The 13,030-nt window shown below is 38.4% G+C and carries 12 protein-coding genes and 1 rRNA gene; 5 read left to right on the plus strand and 8 right to left on the minus strand.

Going from position 1 to position 13,030, the window contains the following annotated elements; all coding sequences use genetic code 11:
- The 5 genes from JKP71_RS07670 to rlmH all read right to left on the minus strand — a co-directional run bounded on the left by JKP71_RS07670 (position 1) and on the right by rlmH (position 3,656).
- On the minus strand, positions 1–804 hold the full coding sequence (locus JKP71_RS07670) for a phosphatidate cytidylyltransferase (RefSeq protein WP_200407582.1): 804 nt from the start codon (positions 802–804) through the stop codon (positions 1–3).
- Positions 804–1,538, minus strand: coding sequence for an undecaprenyl pyrophosphate synthase (gene uppS, locus JKP71_RS07675; RefSeq protein WP_200407583.1), 735 nt, complete (start codon positions 1,536–1,538; stop codon positions 804–806). The genes JKP71_RS07670 and uppS overlap by 1 nt, the downstream gene beginning before the upstream one ends.
- A gap of 502 nt (positions 1,539–2,040) precedes the next feature.
- Positions 2,041–2,367 (minus strand): preprotein translocase subunit YajC, encoded by a 327-nt coding sequence (gene yajC / locus JKP71_RS07680; RefSeq protein ID WP_200407584.1) that lies wholly within the window; start codon positions 2,365–2,367, stop codon positions 2,041–2,043.
- 81 nt (positions 2,368–2,448) lie between these two features.
- Complete coding sequence (locus tag JKP71_RS07685; RefSeq protein ID WP_200407585.1) at positions 2,449–3,159, minus strand: DNA alkylation repair protein; 711 nt, start codon at positions 3,157–3,159, stop codon at positions 2,449–2,451.
- Positions 3,160–3,176: 17 nt separating this feature from the next.
- Complete coding sequence (rlmH, locus tag JKP71_RS07690) at positions 3,177–3,656, minus strand: 23S rRNA (pseudouridine(1915)-N(3))-methyltransferase RlmH (RefSeq protein WP_200407586.1); 480 nt, start codon at positions 3,654–3,656, stop codon at positions 3,177–3,179.
- A gap of 382 nt (positions 3,657–4,038) precedes the next feature.
- Between rlmH and JKP71_RS07695 the strand changes: the two genes are divergently transcribed.
- The 5 genes from JKP71_RS07695 to JKP71_RS07715 all read left to right on the plus strand — a co-directional run bounded on the left by JKP71_RS07695 (position 4,039) and on the right by JKP71_RS07715 (position 9,236).
- The gene (locus JKP71_RS07695; protein ID WP_200407587.1) at positions 4,039–5,259 is read left to right on the plus strand and encodes a S1C family serine protease; all 1,221 of its coding nucleotides are present in this window, start codon (positions 4,039–4,041) and stop codon (positions 5,257–5,259) included.
- A gap of 120 nt (positions 5,260–5,379) precedes the next feature.
- Positions 5,380–6,378 carry an LTA glycolipid anchor biosynthesis glycosyltransferase, IagA/BgsA family gene (locus tag JKP71_RS07700; protein ID WP_075525579.1) on the plus strand — a complete coding sequence of 333 codons (999 nt, stop codon included), beginning with the start codon at positions 5,380–5,382 and terminating at the stop codon, positions 6,376–6,378.
- A gap of 63 nt (positions 6,379–6,441) precedes the next feature.
- The gene (locus JKP71_RS07705) at positions 6,442–7,782 is read left to right on the plus strand and encodes a glycosyltransferase family 4 protein (protein ID WP_200407588.1); all 1,341 of its coding nucleotides are present in this window, start codon (positions 6,442–6,444) and stop codon (positions 7,780–7,782) included.
- Positions 7,783–7,890: 108 nt separating this feature from the next.
- Complete coding sequence (locus tag JKP71_RS07710) at positions 7,891–8,115, plus strand: YkuJ family protein (protein WP_075525577.1); 225 nt, start codon at positions 7,891–7,893, stop codon at positions 8,113–8,115.
- A gap of 107 nt (positions 8,116–8,222) precedes the next feature.
- Positions 8,223–9,236 (plus strand): hypothetical protein, encoded by a 1,014-nt coding sequence (locus JKP71_RS07715; protein ID WP_200407589.1) that lies wholly within the window; start codon positions 8,223–8,225, stop codon positions 9,234–9,236.
- A gap of 52 nt (positions 9,237–9,288) precedes the next feature.
- Here JKP71_RS07715 and JKP71_RS07720 read toward each other — a convergent pair whose 3' ends face one another.
- The 3 genes from JKP71_RS07720 to rrf form a co-directional block, all read right to left on the minus strand.
- A complete protein-coding gene (locus JKP71_RS07720) occupies positions 9,289–10,041 on the minus strand; it encodes a tRNA1(Val) (adenine(37)-N6)-methyltransferase (protein ID WP_075525660.1) in 753 nt (250 codons plus the stop codon).
- Positions 10,042–10,191: 150 nt separating this feature from the next.
- Positions 10,192–12,825 (minus strand): DNA polymerase I, encoded by a 2,634-nt coding sequence (gene polA, locus JKP71_RS07725; RefSeq protein ID WP_200407590.1) that lies wholly within the window; start codon positions 12,823–12,825, stop codon positions 10,192–10,194.
- Between the two features lie 102 nt (positions 12,826–12,927).
- Positions 12,928–13,030: ribosomal RNA gene (gene rrf / locus JKP71_RS07730) — 5S ribosomal RNA — on the minus strand; the annotation flags it as partial.

The following is a 13,030-nucleotide window of genomic DNA, read 5'->3' on the forward strand; positions in this document are numbered from 1 at the left end:
TTAGAACAGTCCTAGTAAATGCATAATTGGGAAAACGAAAATCAGATTATCAAAGCGATCCAAAATACCACCATGACCAGGCAATAACTTACCAGAGTCCTTGACACCAAAATGACGTTTGATACTTGATTCTACAAGATCTCCGATTTGACCTACAATAGAAAAAATTACGGTAAACAAAGTAAGTTTGAGATAGCCAATTTCAGGCATTTCTTTGGTGAACAAGAAGTACATAATAAGAGCGACAACTACTGCTGAAAAGATTCCTCCCAATGAGCCGATCACTGTTTTATTAGGCGAAACGGAAGGGAGAAGTCTTTGAGGAAATTTCTCTTTCAAAGTCCGACCAAAAGCATAAGCACCAATATCTGTCGCCCAAACAATAAAAAGCGCTAAGAAAACAATGTAGACACTACTTTCACGTGCGGTAAGCAGATTTTGAAAACCAATACCTACGTAGAAGGCCGAGATGAAAGGAAAACCTGCATCAACAAATGAATACTTCCCATTTGAAAAGACCATACCTGTAAGCATCGCGAAAAGAAAGAGTGTAAACAACATCATTCCGCCATCAACGTTAAGTCCCAACCAATCTTTACCAACAGGAAGAGCAAGCGATAGTGCTGCTAAAGTCGCCAAAATCCCTTCAAATGACAGTAACTGTAACTTATACATACGAAAAAGTTCGTGCATAGCGATAATGACTAGGAGGGCTATTAGTATCTGAAAATATAATCCTCCAAGTAAGAGTAAGGCAAGGAAAATTCCTCCTGCAATCACTCCCGTAATAATCCGTTGCATCATTATTTCAATCCTCCATATCTGCGTTCCCGTTTTTGAAAGACCGAGATTGCTTTATCAAGTTCAGCTTCATCAAAATCCGGCCAAGCCGTATCTGCAAAATACAATTCACTATAAGCGGCCTGCCAAGTTAAAAAATTGGACATACGTTGTTCACCCGAAGTTCGGATAATTAAATCAGGATCTCGGAGTGCTTTGGGTAAAATTGCTGTTTGAAGCTGATCTGACAACTCCTCCTCAGATAAAGTTGTCAAATCAACTCCTGCACGTGCTAATTTTTGTACCCCTAAAATAATATCACGACGGCCACCATAATTCATCGCAAAGTTTAAAATCATTCCTGTATTTTCTGCTGTCTCCTCTGCAGCTTGATCAATTGAAGCTAAAGTTGCCTTTGGCATACCTTCACGCTCACCAATCATACGAATTTGGATATTTTCTGCCTTGAGTGTTGGCATATATTTTCCATAAAAATCGATGGGAAGGCTCATGATGAATTTGACTTCATCAACGGGACGAGCCCAATTTTCAGTGGAGAAGGCATAGACTGTCATTACCTTTAGACCTCGTCTTGCTCCATGAACAGCTACTTTTTTCAGAGCATCCATTCCTGATTTATGACCAAAAATACGTGGTTTACCTTGAGCTTTCGCCCAGCGTCCATTACCATCCATAATGACACCAACATGCTCGGGCAGTGCTGCTTCTTGTTCTTTATTTTTTAAGTTATTAAACATAGTACCTCACAAGGGAACTTATCAGGAGCTGACTCCTTTCTATAATCACCCATATGTTTTGGAGTGAACTTCTTTTTACTTTTAGATTATAGAAAGTAAGCCACCTGAAACTGTTTTTTCTCTTCCAAAAAGATTATCAACGCTTGATTTTCGGGAAAAGACAGTATTAATATTCCTATTCTACCATATTTCAAGAGAGAATTGTAGCTCAAATTTTCTACTCATCAGACTAGACTTTCTTTCATATTACCTGAAGAGTCTAATCTGTGCATTGACTTTCCCTCATACTTTCCAATCTTTCCTGGAAAGTGAAAAACTTTTTTCTAAGATTTAGACTTTCACAATTCTTGTCCACTCAAAGAAAAAACCTATCAGCAAACTGACAGGTTTTTGTAAGAATCATCTTAATTGTACCAGTTTGAAAATCAACTGACAGATCTGTAAGTTCAAAAATGGAACTTCATGCCGAATTGAATTACATTCAGCACCTAGGAAAAGTTAATTAATTTTCTTCAATTGGACTTTCAACAGTAGGTTCTGCTGGTGTTTCTACTGTTGAAACTGGTGTAACACCACTTTTAATCGTTTTTACAGCAGCACGATCAAAAGTAAGGATGACCCCTTCACAATCAAGTTCGATTGTTCCTTTAGCTGTATCAATACTTGAAAGCACACCATGTAAACCACCAATGGTTACAATTTCTGAACCAGGTTGCATTGCATCTAATTGTTCTTGACGTTTCGCTTGTTGTTTCTTTTGTTGGCGGTTCATGAAGAACATCATCCCACCCATCACAATAACGATAAAAATAAGAGATAAGCCTGACATTTCTGTCTCCTTTTAAGTTTTATTCAAATTTAAGTTCAATTTTGAAGATTGTTTTCATTTTAGCATAGTTTGAAAGCTCTGTCAAATTGAGCTTTTGAGATATTTACTTCCTTCACGAATAGAAAGATTACTCATTTGAGCGCGATTATTATCAATGAAATGTGCTACCCATCGTGGATCTGTTTTTGAGAAATCACGCAAGGCCCAACCTATAGCCTTATTGATAAAAAATTCTTTTTCAAAGGTAGAGCCAGCTAAGTTCTGTCCAATCACAAACGCTAGTAGCACTTCATCCGTCTTTTCTTTAAAACCGAGCTGACAATCAATTGCGATTCGCCGTACCCAAAAATTTTCCGCTGTCGCCCAATCCCTGATCGTTGAATTCACCACATTTTTTTCATTGGTGTTCTCTTGCAACCCTTGACTTCTTTCCTGAAGGAGTAAAAAACCTACCAATTCATCCAAACTATCGACTGTATCCCACCAAGATTTACTCAGGGCGAGTTTTTTTATTTTTTCTAAGTCAGACGCTTGGAGATATTTTTTCATTTTTCGCAGATAGTCTAGGGCTAGATATTGAAACTCACGTTCAGGTAGGTACCAAAGCGCCCAAACTGTAGGCCAATCTACTTTAGCATCCAACTTTTTTTCTCGTAAAAACTCTTTTTGAAGTGCACGACGCTCAGGAGTCTTTAATCCAATAAATTCAAATTGGTGTCGCAAATAAGCCGCTTGTCCCTCTGCGATCCTCTCATCTCTATGAGCACGAAATTGCTCAACAATATCGATCATTTTTTCTCCTTTACCCACTATTTGTGATATGCCGATCCCCTGTTAATCATCTGTGCACGATATATTTGCTCCACTAACACGAGTCGCATCAATTGGTGTGGTAAAGTCATGCGCCCAAAAGAAACTTGGATGTCACTGCGTTGATAAACTTCTTGGGAGAGGCCTAAAGAACCTCCAATAACGAATACAAGATTTCTGGTACCATAAACTTCGGCTTCTTTTACAAGAAGTGCAAGCTCTTCTGAAGACATGAGTTTACCCTGAATAGAGAGAACCACCACTTTATCCCCCTCTTGTATACGAGCAAGGATTTTTTGACCTTCTCGATATTTAACGGCCTCTTGCTCTTTTTCTGAAGCATGATCTGGAATTTTTTCATCTGAAAGTTCTATGAGCTCCAAAGGTAACATCGTACTCATACGTTTACAGTATTCTCCGATTCCTTCTTTTAAATACTTCTCTTTTAATTTCCCTACAACAATTAATTTAATTTTCATATTTCTCGTATTTTCCACTGGCGTTGAATGTTTTCGCATAAAATTACAATATTTTTCCCCAAGTAATCTGGGGATATTTTGCTGAAGAATTAAGAAAACGATCACTTTAACTTAATTTCCCCCTATAATTTTACCTTTTTCCTCAAGTGAAAACAAGATGAAAACAAGATTTATCAACATTTTTACACTTTTATCCACTTTTCTGTGGAAAACCATCTCATTATATCCACTTATACCCATTCAAAAAACACTTATCCACAATTATGTGGAAAGTAAAGTATTTTACTTCTTTTTTTACAACTATTAAGGTATTATTAAGTGTAGATGGATATAATCACCTTATAATAAAACAAGAAAAAGGATGAATTGAAAGGAATGATTTATGGCTAAAGGTAATCTAGGAAAATTGCTTTTGACAGGTGTTGTGGGAGGTGCTATTGCTCTAGGAGGTAGTGCCATTTATCAAACGACCACTAATCAAAATGGAACAAGCTCAAGTAACACAACCAGTACAAAAGTAAGCAATGTTTCAGTGAACGTCAGTACAGATGTGACAGCAGCAATCAAGAAAGTTTCAGGTTCTGTTGTATCCGTCATGAATTATCAAAAGCAAAACAGTTCTGATGATTTCAGCTCTATTTTTGGCAATAAAAGTTCAAGCGCCTCATCTGATAGTCTTCAGTTAGCAAGTGAGGGTTCCGGGGTTATCTACAAGAAAGATGGAGACTCCGCCTATGTGGTAACAAACTACCACGTTATTGCGAGCAATGATTCTCTGGATGTCTTACTCTCAGGCGGACAAAAAGTGAGTGCTAAGGTAGTAGGTTACGATGAATATACAGACCTTGCTGTACTAAAAATTAGCTCAGAACATGTGAAAGATGTAGCAACTTTTGCAGATTCTAGCAAGTTGACAGTGGGTGAACCAACCATTGCAGTCGGCTCACCTCTAGGAAGTCAATTTGCCAATACCGCAACAGAAGGGATACTATCTGCCACAAGTCGCCAAGTAACTCTCTCTCAAGAGAATGGGCAAACGACTAATATAAATGCTATTCAAACAGATGCAGCAATCAATCCAGGGAATTCTGGGGGAGCGCTTATCAACATTGATGGTCAAGTAATTGGGATTACCCAAAGTAAACTGACAACTACAGAAGATGGCTCAACAAGTGTCGAAGGCATGGGATTCGCTATCCCTTCTAATGATGTAGTAAATATTATTAATAAGTTGGAATCCGATGGCAAAGTTTCCCGCCCTGCCTTGGGTATCCGAATGGTTGATTTGTCTGACTTATCAACTAATGACAGCTCTCAACTTAACTTACCAAGTAGTGTCACAGGTGGGGTCGTGGTTTATTCTGTACAATCAGGTATGCCTGCTGCTACAGCTGGCCTGAAAGCGGGGGATGTAATTACTAAGGTTGGGGATACTTCCGTTACTTCATCTACCGATTTACAAAGTGCTCTTTATTCTCATAATGTCAATGATACTGTCAAAGTGACTTATTATCGCGACGGAAAATCACATACTGCTAATATTAAGTTAGACAAGACAACAAGTGAACTTGATACCAACAGTTCAAGCTCGTCAAGCAACTAGTTACTCAACAAAAAAGGCCCTCCTAAGGTGGGCTTTTTTTAGGTCTAAAGTCTGAAATTTTAATAAAATGAAAGTATTACATTTCTCTTTATCTGTTTTATGGTAAAATATGAGTTAAGCATGAAAATTTTACTTTACTTAGAAGCCGAAGAATTCCTGAGTCATTCAGGAATTGGACGAGCAATGAAACATCAACAACGCGCATTGGATCTTATGGGAGTGGACTGGACGAAAGATCCCTCAGAAGATTATGATATTCTCCACTTGAATACTTATGGATTTGGCAGCTGGAAAATGCTTAAAAAAGCCAAAAAAGCTGGTAAGAAAGTTGTCTTTCATGGACATTCTACAAAAGAAGATTTTCGTAATTCATTCGTAGGGTCTAATTTGGTTGCACCTTTTTTCAAACAATATCTCATGCGCTTTTATCGCGCAGCAGATCTTGTAATCACACCTACTGAGTACTCTGCAAGCCTTCTTCGTGCTTATGGAATCAAATGTCCAATTTTACCAATATCAAATGGAATTGATTTAGCAAAGTATGAGCGTTCTCTTGAAAAAGAGCAAGCTTTTCAAGAATACTTTAATCTCAAAAGTAATCAAAAAGTGGTTATTACCGCCGGTCTTTACTTTAAACGTAAAGGGATTGATGATTTTGTAAAAGTTGCAGAGCGAATGCCTGAAGTTACTTTCATTTGGTTTGGCTATCAAAACCTTTGGACCATCCCTGGCTGGGTACGGCGAATTGTTAAAAAAAATCATCCCAAAAATGTCTTGTTCCCTGGCTATATAAAAGGGGAGGTTTTTGAAGGGGCGATGACCGCTGCCGATTGTTTCTTTTTCCCTTCACGTGAAGAAACCGAGGGCATTGTAGTGCTTGAAGCTTTGGCTAGTCATCAAAAAGCTTTGATTCGGGATATACCTGTCTATAAAGGCTGGTTGGATACTTCATCCGTCAGCATGGCCTCTGATATTGACGGATTTGTCCAGGAGCTTGAAGAGATTTTAGAGGGAAAAGTCGATAAGACTGCTGCCGGATTCGATGTTGCACAAGAGCGAACTATTGAAAAGGTTGCGCATGAACTTGTAGCTGCCTACCAGCAAGCTCTAGAACTTTAAAAACTAACTTAACTGACGGAGCCATCAGTTTATCAAAGAAGAATTGTTAAATGGGAATTAATTATGAGAGTTGGACTTTTTACAGATAGTTACTATCCACAAATCAGTGGAGTTGCTACGAGTATACAAACTTTAGCTTTAGAGCTAGAAAAATTAGGACATGAGGTCTTCATCTTTACTACGACTGACCCTCGCGCGGATGTAGACCATGAGCGAAACATTATTCGCTTACAATCCATTCCCTTTGTCAGTTTGGCAGAGCGCAAGATTGTCCTTAAGGGGGTTTTTGCTGCCTACCTTATTGCAAAAGACTTTGACTTAGATATTATTCATACACAGACCGAGTTTGGCATGGGGATACTTGGTAAGATGGTTGCTGCACAGCTACGAATACCTGTCATTCACACCCTTCACACAAAATACGAAGATTACGTCTATTACATTGCAAAAGGGCGGTTAATCCGCCCTAGCATGGTCAAATATGTTATCCGTAATTTTTTAAGAGGTACAGAAGCGATTATTTGTCCAAGTGAGATGGTCGCTGAGACGGTGGATAGCTATGGCATCACTTTACCAAAGCGTATTATTCCGACTGGGATAGAAATTGAAGTCTTTAAACGTGAGGATATCAAACCAGAAGAACTCATTGACTTACGCAAAGAACTAGGTATTAAACCTGATGAGATTATGCTCCTCAGTCTTTCAAGGATCGGAGCAGAAAAGAATATCCAAGCTGTTGTGCGCGCCTTGCCTGAAATATTAACAGAGTTTCCCGTGAAACTTGTTATTGTTGGCCACGGCCCTTATGCTGACACTTTAAAAGCTCTCGTAGAAGAATTGGATTTAACTGAGCACGTTGTTTTTACCGGACGCGTAGAAAATGAACAAACTGCTTATTATTATAAAGCTGCTGACTTTTTCATTTCTGCCTCTACTTCCGAAACACAGGGGCTAACTTATTTAGAAGCCATTGCCTCAGGGACGCGTGTATTAGCCGCAAGGAATCCCTATTTATCTGGCTTGATTAATGATGTAGAATACGGCCGACTCTTTGAAGGCGATGATGATTTGGCTGAAGTGACAAAAGCAGCTATGCGTGATCTGCACCCTATTGATAAATTTAAATTTGAAAAGAAACTCTATGAAATTTCTGCTGAAAATTTTGCCAAACAGGTTTATCTCTTCTATCTCGATACGATTATTGAGTACAATAATCTTAAATCCATCGAGGCTGAGCGCTTCCCTATGAAGATGGAAGACACAATCCGTCAGATGCCACTCACTGTGAAACGTTCAATAAAAAGAGAACAAATTCGTGCAAAATATTTTGCTAGAAAAGCCAGTAAACTTGCCAAAAATCTACAAAGTTATGTTAAAATAGATAAGGACAAAGAGCAGGACTAGAGCCAACTATGATAAGCTGCTCATTTGAAAGAAAATTTGCAATAAGATAGAGCAATCTGATAAAAACAACGTTTTGCCTTGCAGAACATCGAAAGGAATCCTTTAAACATGAAATCACATTTATTAGCCATCATGAATCGTTTGAATCGCTTAGTTGAAGGTGGCGATCCAAAAGAAACTTATAATTTTGAGCGTGAGGGCGAAGTTATGCTTACCGTCAGTTATAGCCCTGAAGATCAAGCTTTCTCCCTTCGTTATCCAAAACAAAAGGATGCTTCTTTGTTTGATGACATTGACCTTGTAGCAATTGAAATTTACGATATGATTTATTAAAAAAATACTGACAAGCTTGTCAGCATTTTTTTATTTTTGACAAAAGATTGACATTAGTACTTGTTCATAGTAAAATTAGCTGTAAATTTAGGAATTTGGAGAATTTAATGAAAAAGAAAAAATGGCTCGTCCCTGCTGCCTTTGGTCTGGCACTCCTTACGCTATCTGCTTGTGCTCCTTCCCAAAGTAATGCCAATGCAGCCAAAAAAACTTTTATAAAAGATGTTGTGGCACTTAATGATACTTCTGTTTACAATGCTCAGGAATTCACACTTAAAGTAGCAGACTTTAAGGCAAGTGGAGAAGACGCCTCTGAAATGAACAAACTACTCACTGGTTCATCACTTCAACTCAACGTTAATTTGGATAAAGCGCATCAACTTGCCAGCCTTTCCAGCCAAGTGGGAGTCAATAAAGCAAGCTATGCTTTGAGTTTATTGATGTCTGAAAAAGGAATTTATCTTAAGAGCGACGACCTTAAAAACATCTATAAAGCAAGCCCTGCTGCTTCTTCAAGCTCTCAAATAGGGACTATTTATGGTGGAATGATAGAGGGACTGACGAAACCCTATTTTCTCTTAGATGATCAAACCATCAATGCTGGGGCAAGCAGTACAGCTGATGATGGTACAACGGAGGATTGGTCAAGCACCTTCAACACAATCTTTGAAAATAAGAATACAACAAAAGAAGAATTAAACAATGCTTTAAAAGACGTACCTGCCTCAGCTTTTAGCCAAAAAGGAGATAAAGTAACTTTCAAAATCTCTGGTAATGACATTTCCTTTTCTGAACTTATCAAAGGCATGAGCCAAGTTAATAATCTCCCAAAAGAACAAGTTGATACACTCATTAAAGAAAGCAAATCTCTTAAAGCGGAACATGTCGCTCTTGATTTGACGTTAAACGAAAAAACGCACCGACTTAACGGTACGATTGCTGCAAAAATTAAAGATACTGAACAAGATTCAAATGTCACTTTTAAGTTAGACTTGGATGCCAAGCGCAGTAAACTCAAAACAGCGCTTAAGGAACCTACAAGTAGTGAAGTCGATACTTTGTCCGATCTGCAAAATGCTTATATGACTAATTTAGAAACTCAAGCTGGACTGAGCGCTTGAGTTATCAGTTCTTCTCTCTCAAAAACTACTGACAGCCTGGTCAGTAGTTTTTTTAATGCTTTCCATAATATATTTCATTGATTTCATCCGTATAATTTCCGTCTTGATCATGGACAATCAGCGGAGGCAGAAAAATCTCACCGCCTGGCTTGCCATCCTTAATCGCATCAATCAATAAAATATTGGCAGGTTGATCAGCCTTAGGATAAACAAACTGGATCCATTTGGGTTGGAGATTGTTTGCACGCATCTTATCTACAATCTCTAAGAAACGCTCTGGTCGATGAACCATAGCAATATGTCCGTTTGATTTAAGGAGCTTTTTGCTTGTTTCAAAGATTTCATCAAGATTTGTGGTCAATTCATGTCTTGCCAAGGTATAGTGTTCGCTCTCATTGAGGCGGCTTCTTTTAGAGTCCACTTTGAAATAAGGCGGGTTACAAAAAATTAAATCCGTGCTCGAAGGGTGGAGATAATCTAAAGCATGCTTTAAATTATCAGTAATAACCTCCATTTGGTCCTCTAAGCCATTAAGTGCAATCGAACGGCGAGCCATTTCAGAAAGGCGTTCTTGCAATTCCAACTCAATTATTTTAGCACTTGTCTTGCTACTAGCAAACAGTCCTACAGCACCGTTTCCTGCACACATATCCACTACCTGACCCCGCCTAGGTAGACGGGGAAAACGAGCCAATAAAATTGCATCAATACTAAAAGAAAAAACCTCACGGCTTTGAATAATCTTTACGCCGCTGCTAGCAATCTCATCAATTCGTTCGTTCTCATGTAGTACAATATTTTCCATACTTTTATTATAGCGTAAGAAGTTCAAAACAACAATTTTATACCTTAGTTTTCGATCAATTTCTCTTTTTAAACTTATGAAAAAAGTTCCCTTTAGCTTAGGGGAACTTTTTTATTACTGACAGCTTGATCAGTAAGCTGACTGACTCTTCTATTTAGCTTCGTACCAAGTCTGACCCGTGTTTTCATCAACTTTAAGAGGGACAGCTAATGTCATAGCTTCTTCCATTGTTTCTTTGACTAGTTTTTGTATAACGTCAAGTTCTTCCTCAGGGACATCCAGGATAATTTCATCGTGCACTTGTAAAAGTAACTGCGTTTTATAACCTTTTTCAGTCAAAGCCCTATCTAGATTAATCATAGCAATTTTCAAAATATCGGCTGCTGATCCCTGAATTGGCGAATTGATTGCTGTACGCTCAGCAAATCCTCGTACGTTAAAGTTCCGTGCGTTAATATCTGGAATTTTTCGCCGACGATGACTCATTGTTTCCACAAAGCCCTTGTCTCTAGCTTCACGTACAATATTTTCCATATAAGCCTTAATACCAGGATAACGCTCAAAATATGTTTCGATATAATTTTTGGCATCTTTTCTTGTGATTCCTAAATTCCGGGCTAATCCGAAGTCTGAAATTCCATAAACTACCCCAAAGTTGACCGCTTTTGCATTACGGCGATCATTAGGCGTGACAGCTTCTGGTTTATCAATGCCAAAAACCCGCATCGCTGTTGAAGTATGGATATCTGCTCCATGGTTAAAGGCATCAATCAAGTGCTCATCCCCTGAAATATGAGCTAAAACACGTAATTCAATTTGCGAATAGTCGGAGCTCAAGAGGATTGCATTTTCACTGGGAACAAATGCCTTACGGATTTTGCGTCCTTCTTCTAAGCGAACTGGTATGTTTTGTAAGTTTGGATCTACAGAGCTTAAGCGTCCCGTCTGTGTCAAATCTTGGATATAACGCGTATGAATTTTTCCATCAGAAGCAATCTGTGGAATTAATCCTTTCACGTAAGTGGACTGCACCTTATTAATCTGACGATATTCCAAGATTTTGGCCACGACAGGGGACATTGTGGCTAACTCTTCCAAGACATCCACCGCTGTAGAATAACCCGTCTTCGTTTTCTTACCTGCCGGTAATTGCAATTTTTCAAATAAAATCACACCCAGTTGTTTAGGAGAATTAATGTTGAACTCTTCACCAGCTAAATCGTAGATTTCTCTAGTGAGCAAGGCAAGTTTTTCCTCATTTTCGGCTCCTATTTGCTCTAAGGTTTGTTGATTAACAAAAATTCCTGCAATTTCCATCTTCGCCAAAACTTCCGCTAAAGGCAACTCCATCTCATTCAACAACTGCAATTGCTCATTGTCTACGAGCTCTTGAACCATCTTGGGCTTCGCCTGCGCTAAAACTCTGATTTTCCGAGCCAAATGTTCAAACATTACCTCATCCGCTGGTAAAGCCAGTTTTGTTCCTTTACCATATATTTCTTCATCAGAAGCAACATACCCTGCATCAAACAATCGAGCAATCGTCGTGATTTTATTGTCTTCCGTCGTAGAAATTAAATATTTCGCAAGCATGGCATCAAACTTACTAACAGAAAGCTGTACGCCAAGACGATTGAGCAAAACACGATTCTTTTTAAAATCATACGTATTCTCTGGTAAATTAAGCTGTTTGAGAAGGTCTACATTCTTTGAAACATAAATCTTATCTACATTTCCCCAAGCAAAGCCGATAATTTCTTCTCGATGATAATTTTCCCCTAAAGTTTCCAAGTAGAAAAAGTCGTCAGGGGATATTTCCATACTGACAGAGTCATCAGAGACCAGTTCGTAACTTATCTCTTCTTTAATTCCAATTGCATCATCACTTACAGCACCATCAGTCAATAATTTACTCTTGAATTGTGCAAAACCCATTTCATCATAAAAAACACCTAATTCAGCAATCTTTTTGGGTTGCAGTACAGTATCCTCTAGACTGATTTCAATTGGAGCTTGAGTATTGATTGTAGCTAATCTTTGAGATAAAAAAGCCATGTCTTTATCAGCGATCAAGTTCTCTTTCATCTTGCTCGCCTTCAATGTTTCCACATTTGCATAGAGATTTTCCAATGATCCCCACTCTTGCAAAAGCTTCAAAGCCGTTTTTTCTCCTACTTTGGTTACACCTGGATAATTATCCGAACTATCCCCCATTAACGCCTTGAGATCAATAAATTGTTGAGGGGTTAAGCCCATCTTTTCCATTAAATAAGCCGTTGTATACTCTTCAAATTCAGCTACACCCTTTTTGGAAATTTCAACTCGCGTATTTCCATCCACAAGCTGAATCATATCCTTATCACCCGTCACAATAGTAACATCAAAATTAACATCTGGGGCTTCCGCCATTTTGTCCAAAGTCCCAATAATATCATCAGCCTCATAATTAGCTAACTCATAATGACGGATTCCTAATTTCTCAATCATTTCCTTAATAAAAGGTAACTGTTCGCGAAATTCATCTGGTGTTTTTGAACGTCCACCTTTATAGTCAGCAAACATTTCCGTACGAAAAGTTGTTTTTCCAGCATCAAAGGCAATTAATACATGTGTGGGTTGAATTCTTTCCATTAAAGAAGAAAGCATTGTATGAAATGCAAAAATTGCATTTGTATGAAGCCCATTAGGTGCTCTGAAACGATCCAACTGACTGTATAAAGCAAAGAAAGCTCTAAAAGCAATCGATGATCCATCAATAAGCAAAAGTCTATTCTTATTTTCCATAGTACAATTATACCCTAAAAAATAAAGAAAAAGAATGATTGGACTCCTTTCATTCTATTTCAATCAAACGTATAAAAAAAGGAGCCATAGCTCCTTAAGTTCACTTGGCCACTCGCCTATCTCCCAGGGGGCAACCCCCAAGTACTTCCGCCGTAGATGGACTTAACTTCTGTGTTCGACATGGGAACAGGTGTATCTCCATCGC

The organism is Lactococcus taiwanensis (genome assembly GCF_014905395.1).
In the GTDB taxonomy this organism is placed as follows: domain Bacteria; phylum Bacillota; class Bacilli; order Lactobacillales; family Streptococcaceae; genus Lactococcus; species Lactococcus taiwanensis.